The sequence below is a fragment of the Ruegeria sp. O5 genome (assembly GCF_056535105.1).
In genome coordinates, this window is sequence record NZ_JBQERN010000006.1 from 149,254 (window position 1) to 163,041 (window position 13,788).

Annotated in this window: 16 protein-coding genes; 5 read left to right on the forward strand and 11 right to left on the reverse strand. The window is 59.0% G+C overall.

Annotated elements, in window-relative coordinates; all coding sequences use genetic code 11:
- Positions 1-18: 18 nt before the first annotated feature.
- On the reverse strand, positions 19-1,008 hold the full coding sequence (locus ACR0M3_RS10745) for a methylenetetrahydrofolate reductase (RefSeq protein ID WP_480553918.1): 990 nt from the start codon (positions 1,006-1,008) through the stop codon (positions 19-21).
- A complete protein-coding gene (locus ACR0M3_RS10750; protein WP_480553917.1) occupies positions 1,005-1,586 on the reverse strand; it encodes a methylenetetrahydrofolate reductase C-terminal domain-containing protein in 582 nt (193 codons plus the stop codon). Before ACR0M3_RS10750 ends, ACR0M3_RS10745 begins: the two co-directional genes overlap by 4 nt.
- A 261-nt stretch (positions 1,587-1,847) precedes the next feature.
- Here ACR0M3_RS10750 and ACR0M3_RS10755 point away from each other — a divergent pair, with 261 nt between their 5' ends.
- From ACR0M3_RS10755 to ACR0M3_RS10765, 3 genes are read left to right on the forward strand one after another with little or no spacing between them, the layout of a single operon-like run.
- A complete protein-coding gene (locus ACR0M3_RS10755) occupies positions 1,848-2,780 on the forward strand; it encodes a bifunctional riboflavin kinase/FAD synthetase (RefSeq protein WP_480475451.1) in 933 nt (310 codons plus the stop codon).
- Positions 2,777-3,250, forward strand: coding sequence for a YcgN family cysteine cluster protein (locus ACR0M3_RS10760; RefSeq protein WP_209504795.1), 474 nt, complete (start codon positions 2,777-2,779; stop codon positions 3,248-3,250). Before ACR0M3_RS10755 ends, ACR0M3_RS10760 begins: the two co-directional genes overlap by 4 nt.
- Positions 3,250-4,284 carry a threonine aldolase family protein gene (locus ACR0M3_RS10765; protein WP_480910663.1) on the forward strand — a complete coding sequence of 345 codons (1,035 nt, stop codon included), beginning with the start codon at positions 3,250-3,252 and terminating at the stop codon, positions 4,282-4,284. The genes ACR0M3_RS10760 and ACR0M3_RS10765 overlap by 1 nt, the downstream gene beginning before the upstream one ends.
- Here ACR0M3_RS10765 and ACR0M3_RS10770 read toward each other — a convergent pair.
- The gene (locus ACR0M3_RS10770) at positions 4,271-5,104 is read right to left on the reverse strand and encodes an alpha/beta fold hydrolase (RefSeq protein ID WP_480910665.1); all 834 of its coding nucleotides are present in this window, start codon (positions 5,102-5,104) and stop codon (positions 4,271-4,273) included. The two genes, ACR0M3_RS10765 and ACR0M3_RS10770, sit on opposite strands and share 14 nt — an antisense overlap.
- Positions 5,101-5,703 carry a DsbA family protein gene (locus tag ACR0M3_RS10775; RefSeq protein WP_480910668.1) on the reverse strand — a complete coding sequence of 201 codons (603 nt, stop codon included), beginning with the start codon at positions 5,701-5,703 and terminating at the stop codon, positions 5,101-5,103. The genes ACR0M3_RS10770 and ACR0M3_RS10775 overlap by 4 nt, the downstream gene beginning before the upstream one ends.
- 107 nt (positions 5,704-5,810) lie before the next feature.
- Between ACR0M3_RS10775 and ACR0M3_RS10780 the strand changes: the two genes are divergently transcribed.
- Positions 5,811-6,830, forward strand: a complete 1,020-nt coding sequence (locus tag ACR0M3_RS10780; protein WP_480475441.1) for a ribose-phosphate pyrophosphokinase — start codon at positions 5,811-5,813, stop codon at positions 6,828-6,830.
- Between the two features lie 105 nt (positions 6,831-6,935).
- Entirely contained in the window at positions 6,936-7,385 is a 450-nt protein-coding gene (gene rpiB, locus ACR0M3_RS10785) for a ribose 5-phosphate isomerase B (protein WP_480482278.1), read from the forward strand.
- A 28-nt stretch (positions 7,386-7,413) separates the two neighbouring features.
- Here rpiB and ACR0M3_RS10790 read toward each other — a convergent pair whose 3' ends face one another.
- The 7 genes from ACR0M3_RS10790 to ACR0M3_RS10820 all read right to left on the reverse strand — a co-directional run bounded on the left by ACR0M3_RS10790 (position 7,414) and on the right by ACR0M3_RS10820 (position 13,772).
- A complete protein-coding gene (locus ACR0M3_RS10790) occupies positions 7,414-7,764 on the reverse strand; it encodes an H-type lectin domain-containing protein (protein WP_480482280.1) in 351 nt (116 codons plus the stop codon).
- Positions 7,765-7,879: 115 nt separating this feature from the next.
- Positions 7,880-8,290: a F0F1 ATP synthase subunit epsilon gene (locus ACR0M3_RS10795; RefSeq protein WP_209504801.1), complete on the reverse strand. Its 411-nt coding sequence runs from the start codon at positions 8,288-8,290 to the stop codon at positions 7,880-7,882.
- Positions 8,291-8,302: 12 nt separating this feature from the next.
- A complete protein-coding gene (gene atpD / locus ACR0M3_RS10800; RefSeq protein ID WP_209504802.1) occupies positions 8,303-9,727 on the reverse strand; it encodes a F0F1 ATP synthase subunit beta in 1,425 nt (474 codons plus the stop codon).
- 20 nt (positions 9,728-9,747) lie between these two features.
- Positions 9,748-10,623: a F0F1 ATP synthase subunit gamma gene (locus tag ACR0M3_RS10805; RefSeq protein ID WP_480482282.1), complete on the reverse strand. Its 876-nt coding sequence runs from the start codon at positions 10,621-10,623 to the stop codon at positions 9,748-9,750.
- A gap of 12 nt (positions 10,624-10,635) precedes the next feature.
- Positions 10,636-12,174 (reverse strand): F0F1 ATP synthase subunit alpha, encoded by a 1,539-nt coding sequence (gene atpA, locus ACR0M3_RS10810; RefSeq protein WP_480475432.1) that lies wholly within the window; start codon positions 12,172-12,174, stop codon positions 10,636-10,638.
- Positions 12,175-12,735 carry a F0F1 ATP synthase subunit delta gene (locus tag ACR0M3_RS10815; RefSeq protein ID WP_480910670.1) on the reverse strand — a complete coding sequence of 187 codons (561 nt, stop codon included), beginning with the start codon at positions 12,733-12,735 and terminating at the stop codon, positions 12,175-12,177.
- A gap of 302 nt (positions 12,736-13,037) precedes the next feature.
- A complete protein-coding gene (locus ACR0M3_RS10820; RefSeq protein ID WP_480482285.1) occupies positions 13,038-13,772 on the reverse strand; it encodes a class I SAM-dependent methyltransferase in 735 nt (244 codons plus the stop codon).
- Positions 13,773-13,788: the final 16 nt, after the last annotated feature.

Here is a 13,788-nt window from a genome sequence, read left to right on the forward strand (position 1 = left end):
TGTTTTTGCCTGTGCCTTTCAGGACGGGCGGGCGCGTTTTCGCCCTTTCAACGCACCGGATTCCAGAATGATCTCTGACACCACGTGCTCGCGCCTGTAAGCCATCACATGAACACCGGACACCCCCGCGATATCGCGGATCTGCTGGATCAGTTCGATACAGATCTTCTTGCCCTCGTCAGCTGGCTTTTCGGCTTTCTCCATCCGCTCGATGACCTGATCGGGGATGTGAATGCCGGGAACATTGCTGCGCATCCAGCGTGCCGCACGCGCTGACGCGATGGGGCCGACGCCCGCGATGATGAACACTTTCTTGTCCAGTCCCGCATCGCGCACCCGCGCCATGAATTTTTCGAACAGCGGAATGTCGTAGATGTAATTGGTCTGAATATACTCAGCCCCGGCCTCAACCTTCTTTGCCAGACGATCAGGTCGCCAGTCATAAGGCGGTATGCAGGGGTTTTCGGCAGCACCAAGGAACAGTTGCGGCGGGCGCGTGATCTTACGACCAGAAAGGAACATTCCCTGATCGCGCATCGTGCGGATCGTCCGCAACAGGGTCAGGGAATCGAAATCGAATACCGGTTTTGCCCCCGGCTGATCCCCGACGCCGACGCCGTCGCCGGTCAGGCACAGCACGTTACTGACGCCCAACGCCGCAGCCCCCAGAACATCGCCCTGAATGGCAATCCGGTTCCGGTCGCGGCAGGAAATCTGATAGACCGGAGAATAACCCGCGCGCGTCAGCAAGGCACAAATCCCAATCGAGGACATATGGCAGTTCGCGCCCGAAGCATCGGTTGCATTGATCGCGTCAGCCACTTCGCCAAGCGGTTGGGCCGCCTGATAAACATCCTCGGGGTCGGCACTGTCGGGTGGGTTCAACTCGGCGGTGACTGCGAAACGGCCTGAACGGAGTACCTTTTCCAACCGGCTGTGCGACACATGTCCTTGGGGAACCGGAACATAGCCAATCGGCTCCACCTCGTTGCGATGGGTATCACTCATTTCTTCAGTTCCCGGTTTATCGCGTTGGGTGGTTCGGCGGCCAGTGGTGCCGCAGAAGGTTCATTCTCGCGCGCTTCGGGGAATGCCTCGGCCAGCGCCAACCGGGCTGCATCCCGGGTCTCGCGCTCCTGCGCAGCAATCTCGCGGCTGACCCGCAACCAGGATGACGAGCCTTTCAACGTGTGCTCCACCGGCGGAAGAACTTCTTTTATCTTGTCGGCTCCGTGCCGCATGCGGCTGGCTCCGTTCCAGGCCAGGGCCCAGACGCATTTCATATCCGGCTTCACCTCGCAAAACTCGCCGGGACGTACGCCGCCACAGGGGCCATTGCGCAATTGCTTTGGGCAGTTCATCGGGCAGGACATGCCGGTCGATGACAACACGCATTGCCCGCACATCTTGCAATCGAACAACAGGGTTTTGACGCCCTTCTCGACCAGTGCGATGGGGCGTTCGACGCGGTTATATCCGATCTTTGCAAATATCGGGTCCATCGCGACCATGCCGCGTTCGACACATTTATAGATCCACTCGAAAGTGCGGGCATGACGAATCGCGAACAGTCGCATTCGGTACATGGGTCTGCCTCCTGTGCTGGGTTCGTTCGAACCTCGCCGGGCTTTGATCCGGTGCGCCTTAATCCAGGGGACCGGATTTTCAGTCTAAACCCAGAGTTTTTTTTGAATCAAGCGGTTGGAGGCGCCTGACCTGAAATACTTGGATTGGCCTCGTGCATTTTCCCGGCCAAGCGAAATGTTCAAAGCTCATTCGCAGGATCGCATTCTTGGAATTCAAACTGCCGCTTGAACAAATTGACTCGCGCCGCTACGCAATCGTCTATGCACATCATCCGGGATATCCAGTTCGTCCAGCCAGAAGATCGCGGCGCCAGCGTGGCAATCGGGAATTTCGACGGCGTTCATTTGGGGCACCAGTCGGTCATCGAACTGGCCCGTAATGCTGCGCCAGACGCGCCGCTGGGTGTGTTGACCTTCGAGCCGCATCCGCGGGAGTATTTTGCGCCGGACACGCCTCCGTTCCGCCTGATGCGGGGCAATGCGCGGGCGCACCGGCTGGAAAAGCTGGGCGTAGAGAAGCTGTATGAACTGCCGTTCAACGCCGCGCTGGCAGGGCTATCGCCGGAAGAGTTTGCACGCAACGTGATCTGCGACGGGCTGGGCCTGTCGCATGTCGTGGTGGGGGCCGATTTCTGCTTTGGCAAGGGCCGCAGCGGCACGGCGCAGGATCTGGTGCGGTTCGGGCGGGACATGGGGTTCGGCGTGACGATTGCGCCTTTGATGGAACGGTCGGAAAACGTTGTGTCCTCAACCGCCATTCGCACCGCGCTGAGCGACGGCCGACCACGGGACGCAGCCGCGATGCTGGGACACTGGCACCGGATCGAAGGCGAAGTGATCGGGGGCGAACAGCGCGGGCGCGAGTTGGGCTTTCCCACCGCGAATATGTCCATCGAAGGGCTGCACCCGCCAAAGTTCGGTGTCTACGCCGTATTGGTGGACGTGTTGGATGGGCCGCATAAAGGCAGCTATCACGGCGCGGCCTCGATCGGGGTACGTCCGATGTTTAACGGCCAGGTGCCCAATATCGAAACCTTCCTGTTCGACTTTTCGGGCGATCTGTACGGGGCGACGCTGTCGGTGGGTCTGATCGACTTTCTGCGCCCCGAGATGACATTTGACGGGCTGGAGAGTCTGATCACGCAGATGGATGCCGACTGCAAACAGGCCCGCGGTATATTGACCACCCTATGAGTGTTGATCCGATTGAACGCACGGGCCTGCCTGCCCGGTTTTGGGAGCGCAAACCCCTGCGCCAAATGAACCAGCGCGAGTGGGAGGCGTTATGTGATGGCTGCGGCAAATGCTGCCTGAACAAGCTGGAAGATGAAGACACGGGCGAGGTTGCCCTGACCTGCGTCGCGTGCCGCCTGTTGGATGACGAAAGCTGCCGCTGCGTACAATACGACATCCGGCATCAATTCGTGCCCGAATGCATCGTCATGACCCCCGACAATATCGACGAACATGCCTATTGGTTGCCACAAACCTGCGCGTATCGGTTGCTGTGGGAAGGCAAACCGCTTTACGACTGGCACCCGTTGATATCTGGTACAGCGGACAGTGTGCATGCCGCCGGGGTCTCGGTTCAGGGGCGCACAGTGTCCGAGTTTGAGACACCCATGGAAGAGTGGGAAGATTACATAATCGAGGAGCCAAGCTGATGCATTTCGCGTCTGACAATTCCGGGCCGGTTCATCCGCAGGTCATGGCCAGGCTGGCCGAGGTCAATCAGGGCTATCAGATGGCCTATGGTGCGGATACGCTGATGAACGAGGTGCGCGACCGTATCCGCAGCATCTTCGAGGCTCCGGGTGCTGCGGTCTATCTGGTGGCGACGGGGACAGCCGCGAATTCTCTGGCCCTTGCAACATTGTCAAAGCCTTGGGAAACGGTTTTTTGTTCCCCAGTCGCGCATATCCACGAGGACGAATGCAACGCACCGGAGTTTTACAGCGGCGCCAAGCTGACCCTGGTTCCGGGCGGAGACAAGATGACCCCTGAGGCGCTGCGCGGGTCAATTCTGGGTGAAGAAACACGCGGCGTACATGGGCCGCAGCGCGGACCCGTGTCGATCACACAAGTGACCGAGCGCGGATCGGTTTATTCGCTGGCAGAGTTGCAGGCCCTGTGCGGGGTCGCCAAGACGTACGGCCTGCCTGTACATCTGGACGGCGCGCGCTTTACCAACGCGTTGGTTGCGCTGAACTGTTCCCCGGCGGATATGACGTGGAAAGCAGGTGTGGATGCTGTCAGTTTTGGTGGCACCAAGAACGGTCTGATGGGTGTCGAGGCGGTGGTGTTCTTTGATGAAAGCAAAGCCTGGGAGTTTGAGCTGCGGCGCAAGCGCGGGGCGCATCTGTTTTCCAAGCACCGCTATCTGTCCGCTCAGATGGCGGCCTATCTGGAAGACGACCTGTGGCTGAAGATGGCACGTCAGGCCAATGACAACTGCGCCCGCTTGGCCGAGGGTTTGCGCGCCAAGGGGGCCGTGTTTCTGCACGAACCGCAGGCCAATATGATCTTTGCCTCATTCCCACGCGCGAAGCACAAGCAGCTGCATGAGGCCGGCGCGGTTTATCACCTTTGGGGGGCAGAGCTGGACGGCGAGGATGAAAACGAAAACCTCGCGTGCAGGCTGGTTTGCGACTGGTCCATCGGAGCGGCGGAGATCGATCAGTTTCTCAATCTGCTTTAACGCCTAACGGGGCGTTGGCCTGCCAGAACGCCCGCAGCAAAGCGCCGGTTTCATCAGGGTGTGAAATCGGCAGCATGTGCCCTGCGCCGTTGATGCGTTCATGGCGTGCATCAGGCAGGCGCCGTTTCAGCCCTGCGCAAATCGCGTGGATCACCGGCGGCGTCTCTGACCCGCTCAGCAGCAGGGTCGGCATCGATGCACGCCGAAGCTGATCGACGTCAAGCAACCCTGCCTGATCATCGTTGAGCACAGGCTGCACAGCCGGAACCGCATCGATTCCACGCACCATATTTGCCCGCGTGCGTTCGGGCAAATCAGGCCATTTGGGGCTGATCTTCGTGCTCCACGCCCTGTTGAACAGGCGCGCCGCCAAAACCTTGTCACCAGATGCGAAGGCCGCATTGACCGGCTCGGAGTCCCGTTCGTGCTGTTCGAACAACAGCGGCGCATCCTGTTTTGCAACTGCAAAGAACACGGGTTCGATCAGGATCAGGCTGCGCACGCGGTCGGGATGTTCGATCGCCAGCCTGAGCGCGATCATCGCCCCAAAGGAATGCCCGATTACATCCATGGGTTCGGTCAATTCAGCCAGGGCGGGTTTGGTCACTGCGTCAAAGAAATCACCCTGCCCGTCCCAATCCGGGCTGCGCCCATGCGACAACATATCCGGGGCAATAAATGACGCGCAGCCATCCAGCGCACTGGCCAAACCGGACCAGGCACCGGAATGCGCAATCGTGCAATGGAGGGCGAGCAGTTTCCGCTCCCCCTCACCCAAGTGCCTTACGAAAACGGATTGCATCGCGGCCTTGACCGTCACCCGTACATCTCGTTCAGATGCCGGTCCAGATCATCCAGCCTGTCCTGACCCCAGAACCGCTGGTCGTCGGGCGTGATATAGAACGGTGCGCCGAAGACACCCCGGTCCACGGCTTCCTCGAGGTTGGCGGCATAGGTTTCTGCCCCCACCAGCAAGCCGCTGTCCGCCAGACCGGGATCAAACCCGGCTTGCGTCAGGCATTCGCGGATGACATCGTCCTGTGCGATATCCTTTTCCTCGGCCCAGCAGGCGCGAAGGAAGGAATGACACAGCTTACCCACATCGCCCGAACCGTCCTTGATCGCGGCAATAACTGCATAAGATGACGGGGCCATATTGGTCGGCCAGTACGCGGGTTTCAGATTGAACTCCATCCCCAGATTCTTCGATTGGCGCAGCAGCTCCTGTGCGCGGTACTCGATACGAGAGATATGCCGGTCTTTCGGAGGGGTCCCCCCGGTGCGCGCGAACAGGGCGATAATGTCCAGCGGCTTATAGTTGATCGTCGCGCCGTGTTTCGCCGCGATTTCTTCCAGCCGCATCCCTGCCAGATAGGAATAGGGCGAGAGTGTCGCAAAAAAGTAGTCAATCTGGGTCATGTGCACTTTCTCCGCTGCGTTACCTTTGCGGGACGGTAAGGCCATGCTAAGCGGTGTCAACATCACGATTCTGTCACATTGCCATTGCTGCCCGGGGACTTCAGCCGATGCCGACACTTCACGAACCCAAGCTTATCGCTGGGAACGCCAACCTTCCGCTTGCCCAAGCCATCGCACGCCGCATGAGCCTGTACCGAGGCGTTGATCAGGGTCTGGTCGATGCGCGTGTCGAACGGTTCAACGACGGTGAGATTTTCGTCGAGGTGTTCGAGAATGTGCGCGGCGAGGATATGTTCATTATCCAGCCGACCTCGAACCCGGCCAATGACAACCTGATGGAACTGCTGATCATCGCAGATGCCCTGCGCCGGTCGTCCGCGCAGCGGATCACTGCCGTGATCCCGTATTTCGGGTACGCTCGTCAGGACCGTCGCACCAAGGCCCGCACGCCCATCAGCGCCAAGCTGGTGGCCAACATGCTGACCGGGGCCGGGATCGAACGGATCCTGACAATGGACCTGCACGCGGCCCAGATTCAGGGCTTTTTCGATATGCCCGTGGACAACCTTTATGCCTCGCCCATCTTTGCGCTGGATGTGAGGCATCAGTTCAAGGGAAATCTGGATGAAATCATGGTGGTTTCACCCGACGTGGGCGGCGTTGCCCGCGCGCGTGAACTGGCCAAGCGGATCAACGCCCCTCTGTCGATCGTGGACAAGCGCCGCGAGAAAGCGGGCGAAGTCGCCGAGATGACCGTGATCGGGGATGTGAAGGACAAGATCTGTCTGATCGTCGACGACATGTGCGACACCGCCGGAACGCTGTGCAAGGCGGCGCAGGTGCTTCTGGATAACGGTGCGAAAGAAGTTCATTCCTACATCACGCATGGCGTCATGAGCGGCCCTGCGGTGGAACGGGTGACAAATTCGGTGATGAAGTCGCTGGTGCTGACCGACACGATCCAACCGACCAAAGAGATTTTGGGCGCCAAGAACATCCGCATTGTTCCGACCGCGCCTATCTTTACGCAGGCGATCCTGAACATCTGGAACGGAACCAGCGTGTCATCCCTGTTCGAAGACAAGACACTGACGCCGATCTACGAATCCATGTACCAGATGGATTGAGTTTGGACGGGGCGACGGGATGTGTCGTCCCTTTCTTTTTGAACCATCGATTGCGCACAAGCCTGACCCATGTGCGCGATCAACGACACAAGTGGACCGATCTCCATGACTGGCAACAAACGCATTGTTCTTTCCAGCGACCACGCGGCAATCGAGCTGCGTCAGGCCGTGGCCAACCACATCGCGCAGCAAGGCTGGGACGTGGTCGATATCGGCCCGACGACCTCTGAAAGCACCCATTATCCCAAACACGGCAAGGCCGCGGCACTGACTGTTGCATCGGGTGATTGCGAATTGGGTATTATCCTCTGCGGCACGGGTCAGGGCATCATGATGGCTGCAAACAAGGTACCCGGCATTCGCTGCGGCGTCTGTTCAGATGCGTTTTCTGCGCGGATGATCCGCCAGCACAACAATGCCAACATGCTGTCGATTGGTGCGCGTGTCGTCGGCGAAGGTCAGGCGCTGGATATTGTGGATGCGTTTCTGGGGGCCGAATTCGAAGGTGGCCGCCACGCCACACGGGTCGACATGATCGAAGCGCAGGACGACTGAGCCCCGCGCCTGTCCTGCAAGCCCCGGATCAGGAAATGTTCCAGTCGTCTGGATGCGCCACCTCTCCGAACGCGGTCCAACTGATCCGGATCCGGGCAATCCGCGTGTCGGACCATGTCCGAAACACCGCTTCGAACCCTTCCGAGGTGATATTTTCTGCCTGAACCTCGGCGCGCAGGGCTGATGATGTGTCGACATCCCAAAGGGAAATCCCGATCTGAACCATGGGCGGGCTAAGAAACGTGCCCTTGAATTGGATGGGTTTCCGGCGTTCGCGGGGGCCTTCGCCAGTCCACATGTCCCCGCCTTCGGCAAATTCCGAAAACAGAACACTTTCACCCTGATCGATGCCAATGGGATGGGTCAGAAATTTTTTCATGTTTTCATCATTATACTTGAATTTCCGCAACTTACCCCGGCTTTCTGGCAAAAGCACGACAAAAAAAACGGCCCCGCAATCGCGAGGCCGTTCCAATTTTCCACTGTTAAGCCAATTACAGGCTCATATGTGTCCCAAGAGCTTCCATATCGGCCAGCAGCTTGGCGGCTTCGTCGACGATCGACATGTCGTCGCCGCCCTTTGCCGCTTCGTGCGAGGCGCGTGCCTCGGCAATCAGCTCGTCCATATGCGAACGGGTGATTTCCGAAACCGGAACCGCCTTTTCGGCCAAAACCGACAGGCTGTCGCCGTTGATCTGGGCAAACCCGCCGGTGACCAGGTATTCGCTGGACCCTTCGGGTGCCTCAACCTTCAGCAGACCGGGGCGCAGCGTTGTGATGGTGGGGGCATGATCGGGCATCGCCGTCATGTCCCCGTCCGCGCCGGGAATCTGGACCGCGGTGACCTCGAGTGAAGCAAGGCTCCGCTCGGGGCTGACGAGGTCGAAATGCATCGTGTTTGCCATCAGGGATACTCCTTAGGCGGCTGCTGCTGCCATTTTCTCGGCTTTGGCGATCACTTCGTCGATGCCGCCAACCATCAGGAAGGCTGCTTCGGGCAGGTGATCGTATTCGCCAGCCACAACGGCCTTGAACGACGAGATTGTGACATCCAGAGGAACCTGAACACCCGGCGAGCCGGTGAAGACCTCGGCCACGTCGAACGGCTGCGACAGGAAGCGTTCGATCTTACGGGCACGGGCCACGGTCAGCTTGTCCTCTTCCGACAGTTCGTCCATGCCGAGGATGGCGATGATGTCCTGCAGTGACTTGTAGCGCTGGAGGATCTGCTGAACGTCGGTCGCAACCTTGTAGTGCTCTTCGCCGACGATGGCCGGGTCGAGCAGGCGCGAGGTCGAGTCGAGCGGGTCAACCGCCGGGTAGATACCCTTTTCCGAGATCGCACGGTTAAGAACGGTGGTCGCATCCAAGTGAGCAAACGAGGTTGCCGGCGCGGGGTCGGTCAAGTCGTCCGCAGGCACGTAGATCGCCTGCACCGAAGTGATCGATCCGGCCTTTGTCGAGGTGATGCGTTCCTGCAGGGCACCCATGTCTGTGGCCAGTGTCGGCTGGTAGCCCACAGCGGACGGGATACGACCCAGCAGAGCCGACACCTCGGAACCCGCCTGTGTAAAGCGGAAGATGTTGTCGACGAAGAACAGAACGTCGGTACCGGACTGGTCGCGGAACTGCTCGGCCAGAGTCAGACCGGTCAGAGCAACACGCGCACGCGCACCCGGAGGCTCGTTCATCTGACCGTAAACCAGGGCCACCTGGCTTTCCGACAGGTTGTCCGGCTTGATCACGTTCGATTCGATCATCTCGTGATACAGGTCGTTGCCTTCACGGGTCCGTTCACCAACACCCGCAAACACCGAGAAGCCCGAGTGCACTTTTGCGATGTTGTTGATCAGTTCCATGATCAGAACGGTTTTACCAACGCCGGCGCCGCCGAACAGGCCGATCTTACCGCCTTTGGCGTAAGGGGCCAGCAGGTCAACCACCTTGATGCCGGTGACCAGAACTTCGGACTCGGTCGACTGTTCGGCAAAGGTCGGTGCGGGCTGGTGGATCGCGCGCGCTTCGGTTGCCTCAACCGGGCCTTTTTCGTCGATCGGCTCGCCGACCACGTTCAGGATGCGGCCCAGGGTGGCGTTGCCAACCGGAACCGAGATCGGTGCACCGGTGTCGGTGACCACTTCACCACGGACCAGACCTTCGGTCGCGTCCATCGCGATGGTGCGGACAGTGTTTTCACCCAGGTGCTGAGCAACTTCCAACACCAGGCGCTTGCCGTTGTTGGTGGTTTCCAGCGCGTTCAGAATTTCAGGCAGCTGATCTTCGAAGTGCACGTCGACGACGGCCCCGATGATCTGTGTGACTTTGCCTTTTGCATTCGCCATGTTTCGTCTCCGGTTTGTCTCTACAGCGCCTCGGCGCCGGAAATAATTTCAATCAGCTCGTTGGTGATCACGGCCTGACGCGAGCGGTTGAACTGGATCGTCAGCTTGTCGATCATCTCACCCGCGTTGCGTGTCGCGTTGTCCATTGCGGACATCCGCGCGCCCTGTTCAGACGCTCCGTTTTCGAGCAGAGCCGAGAAGATCGCGGTCGCAACCCCCTTGGGCAGCAGGTCGGCCAGAATGGCCTCTTCGCTGGGCTCGTAGTCGAAAATGGCACCGCTGTCGTCACCTTCCGATTCCTCGAACGAGGCGGGGATGACTTGCTGTGCCGTCGGAATCTGGGTCACAACGTTGACGAACTTCGAGTAGAAGATCGTGGCAACGTCGAACTCGCCCCCGTCGAAGCGGGACAGGATGTCCTTTGCGATGTCCTGCGCGTTGGAATAACCCAGACGCTTGACCTCGCTCAGGTCCACATGCCCAACGAACAGATCGCCAAAATCACGCTTGAGCGCGTCGCGGCCTTTCTTGCCGACGGTCAGAATCTTGACCGTCTTGCCCTTGCCGCGCAGCTCTTCCGCCTTCTGGCGGGCCAGCTTGGCGATGTTCGAGTTGAAGCCGCCACACAGGCCGCGTTCAGCTGTCAACACAACCAGCAGATGGACATCATCACTGCCCGTACCACGGAGCAGCTTGGGGGCGCTGTCGCTGCCCCCGACCGACGCCGCCAGCCCGGCCATCACGGCATTGAACCGCTCGGCATAAGGGCGCGAGGCTTCGGCAGATTCCTGGGCGCGGCGCAGTTTTGCGGCCGCGACCATCTGCATGGCCTTGGTGATCTTGCGGGTCGATTTGACCGACTCGATCCTGTTTTTAAGGTCCTTCAGACTAGGCATCGGAACCTCCTATCAAGCGAAGGTCGCGGCGTATTCGTCGATCGCTGCTTTGAGTTTGTCGGACGCTTCACCTTTGATCTTTGGATCTTCGTCGGTGATCCACTTCAGCAGGTCTGCGTGCTTGCCGCGCAGATGCGCCAGCAGACCGGCCTCGTAGCGGCCAACGTCAGATACATCGATCTTGTCGAGATAGCCGTTGGTGCCAGCGAAGATGACGCAGACGATTTCCGCGTTGGTCAGCGGCGAGTACTGCGGCTGCTTCATCAGCTCGGTCAGGCGCGCACCACGGTTCAGAAGCTGCTGGGTTGCGGCGTCGAGGTCGGAACCAAACTGCGCAAAGGCCGCCATTTCGCGATACTGAGCCAGTTCCAGCTTGACCGGACCGGCAACCGATTTCATCGCGTCGGTCTGAGCCGACGAGCCCACACGCGAAACCGACAGACCGGTGTTCACAGCAGGACGGATGCCCTGATAGAACAGTTCGGTTTCCAGGAAGATCTGACCGTCGGTGATCGAGATCACGTTGGTCGGAATAAAGGCGGAAACGTCACCACCCTGGGTCTCGATAACCGGCAGAGCCGTCAGCGAACCAGCACCGAAGTCTTCGTTCAGCTTTGCCGAACGTTCCAGCAGGCGGGAGTGGAGGTAGAAAACGTCACCCGGATAGGCTTCGCGGCCCGGCGGGCGACGCAGCAACAGCGACATCTGACGATAGGACACGGCCTGTTTCGACAGGTCATCATAGATGATCAGCGCGTGACGGCCATTGTCACGGAAATATTCTGCCATCGCGGTTGCGGCATAGGGTGCCAGGAACTGCATAGGTGCCGGGTCGGACGCGGTTGCGGCGACAACGATCGAATATTCAATCGCACCGGATTCTTCCAGTTTCTTCACCAGCTGGGCAACGGTCGAACGCTTCTGACCGATCGCAACGTAAACGCAGTACAGTTTCTTCGACTCGTCGTCGCCCGCTGCTTCGTTATAGACTTTCTGGTTCAGGATGGTGTCCAGAGCCACGGCGGTTTTACCGGTCTGGCGGTCACCAATGATCAGCTCGCGCTGGCCACGGCCAATCGGGATCATCGCGTCAACCGATTTCAGGCCGGTTGCCATCGGTTCGTGCACCGATTTACGCGGAATGATACCGGGTGCTTTGACGTCTGCAACGCCGCGCTTGGTGGCATTGATCGGACCTTTGCCGTCCAGCGGGTTGCCCAGACCGTCAACAACACGGCCCAGCAGCTCGTCACCGATTGGAACGTCCACGATCGAGTTTGTGCGCTTGACGGTGTCACCTTCTTTGATGTCACGGTCAGAACCGAAGATAACGACACCGACGTTGTCGCTTTCCAGGTTCAGCGCCATCCCCATGATACCGCCGGGGAATTCGACCATCTCACCGGCTTGAACGTTGTCCAGGCCATATACACGGGCAATCCCGTCACCGACGCTCAGCACGCGACCGATCTCGGCCACTTCGGCTTCCTGACCAAAATTCTTGATCTGGTCCTTCAGGATTGCAGAAATCTCTGCAGCTTGGATTCCCATTTATCCGACCTCTTTCATTGCATTCTGTAGGGAGTTCAGCTTCGAACGGATCGAACTGTCGATCATTTTCGAGCCCACTTTGACGACAAGACCGCCGATGAGGCTTTCATCAACGGTCGCATTGATAGTTACGGTCTTGCCCACACGCTCGGACAGCGTCTTGGACAGTTTTTCCAGTTGTGTCTTGGTCAGCGCCTTGGCCGAGGCGACATCGGCGGTCACTTCGCCACGCTCATCAGCCAGCAAGTCGCGCAGCACCTGCACCAGTTGCGGCACTACAAACAGGCGGCGTTTCTGCGCCATCAGACCCAGCGTGTTGCGCAGGATAGCGTTCAGGCCCATCTTGTCAGCAATCGCGGTAATTGCAGCTTCCTGCTCGGCGCGTGAAACCAGCGGCGATGCGATCAGGTCACGCAGGTCGGCACTGTCGCCCAGTGCTGCTGCCAGATCATTGATGCCGGATTCCAGACCCGCAAGGTCATTATTCTCTTTTGCGATCTCGAAGATCGCGGTGGCATAGCGCTCGGCGATGCCTGTGGAAATCGAAGCTGGTTCGGACACGTCCACCCTTCCGATATTTGAGGCCCCGATTTTGGGTAGCGGCCGCTACCTTGGGGCGTGAGGAAACCCCGGCCAGACGGTCGGGGATCAAAATCACCGGGGATGTAGCAGAGGTGAACCAACCAAGCAATACGCTATAGCGGTAACAGATTTATCCACAAAATGTTAGTTTTCATGCACTTACACCAAGTGCGACCGTTTGGACCCGTCAACCCGGTTGAAAAATGTTACGAATATGCAGGTTTTTGCGATTCCTGTGACTTTTTTCTCGCGAATTTGTCACTTTGGGATGCACGCAGTTGTCATGCAGGCTTTAGCAAACCGTCAAGCGCCTTGATCGGCTTCCTTATGGCATCTTTGGTGACATTGCCCCGAGGCGGATGAATGTTCTTTGTGACCTCAACCATCAACACCCCGCCCGCCATGACAGTTGGAATGCGCTGTCCGGTTTTTTCGATCAGACTGCCCGATTTCAACCAGAACCGCCGGAAGGACGGCGGCATGTAAAGAGCCGAGCAATGCGCCTCGGGCAGGAAGTAATGCGACCTGAGCTGATTTTCCAGCTGAGTGGCGGAATAGGGACGACCAAAGCCAAATGGCGTTTTGTCCGTACGTGACCACAGACCCGCCCGGTTCGGAACAATGAACACGGCCCTGCCACCAGGGCCCAGAACACGCCAGCATTCCTCCAGCAGCTGGTTTGGCCGCTCGGACGTTTCCAGCCCGTGCATCACCACCAGCTTGTCCACGTGACCGGTTTCAATGGGCCACCGGGTTTCTTCTGTCAGCACCGAGACATTGGGCATCCCCGCAGGCCAGGGCATCACGCCCTGCGGGCCGGGCATCAGCCCGATGACCCGGCGCGCACCGGCCAGATAAGGGCGCAATAGCGGCACGGCAAAGCCAAAACCGGCAACGGTCTGACCTTTGGCTTCGGGCCAGAGCTCGGTCAGCCGCCCGCGAATAGCTGCCTGTGCCGCGCGCCCAAGGGTGCTGCGGTAGTAGAAGTTCCTCAGATCCTGCACATCAAGATGCATTGCGGACATCCGGTCA

Coding starts and splice junctions, on each gene's coding strand:
- ACR0M3_RS10745 (WP_480553918.1), bottom strand. CDS start 1,008: ATGAGTGATACCCATCGCAACGAGGTGGAGCCGATTGGCTATGTTCCG.
- ACR0M3_RS10750 (WP_480553917.1), bottom strand. CDS start 1,586: ATGTACCGAATGCGACTGTTCGCGATTCGTCATGCCCGCACTTTCGAG.
- ACR0M3_RS10755 (WP_480475451.1), top strand. CDS start 1,848: ATGCACATCATCCGGGATATCCAGTTCGTCCAGCCAGAAGATCGCGGC.
- ACR0M3_RS10760 (WP_209504795.1), top strand. CDS start 2,777: ATGAGTGTTGATCCGATTGAACGCACGGGCCTGCCTGCCCGGTTTTGG.
- ACR0M3_RS10765 (WP_480910663.1), top strand. CDS start 3,250: ATGCATTTCGCGTCTGACAATTCCGGGCCGGTTCATCCGCAGGTCATG.
- ACR0M3_RS10775 (WP_480910668.1), bottom strand. CDS start 5,703: ATGACCCAGATTGACTACTTTTTTGCGACACTCTCGCCCTATTCCTAT.
- ACR0M3_RS10780 (WP_480475441.1), top strand. CDS start 5,811: ATGCCGACACTTCACGAACCCAAGCTTATCGCTGGGAACGCCAACCTT.
- rpiB (WP_480482278.1), top strand. CDS start 6,936: ATGACTGGCAACAAACGCATTGTTCTTTCCAGCGACCACGCGGCAATC.
- ACR0M3_RS10790 (WP_480482280.1), bottom strand. CDS start 7,764: ATGAAAAAATTTCTGACCCATCCCATTGGCATCGATCAGGGTGAAAGT.
- ACR0M3_RS10795 (WP_209504801.1), bottom strand. CDS start 8,290: ATGGCAAACACGATGCATTTCGACCTCGTCAGCCCCGAGCGGAGCCTT.
- atpD (WP_209504802.1), bottom strand. CDS start 9,727: ATGGCGAATGCAAAAGGCAAAGTCACACAGATCATCGGGGCCGTCGTC.
- ACR0M3_RS10805 (WP_480482282.1), bottom strand. CDS start 10,623: ATGCCTAGTCTGAAGGACCTTAAAAACAGGATCGAGTCGGTCAAATCG.
- atpA (WP_480475432.1), bottom strand. CDS start 12,174: ATGGGAATCCAAGCTGCAGAGATTTCTGCAATCCTGAAGGACCAGATC.
- ACR0M3_RS10820 (WP_480482285.1), bottom strand. CDS start 13,772: ATGCATCTTGATGTGCAGGATCTGAGGAACTTCTACTACCGCAGCACC.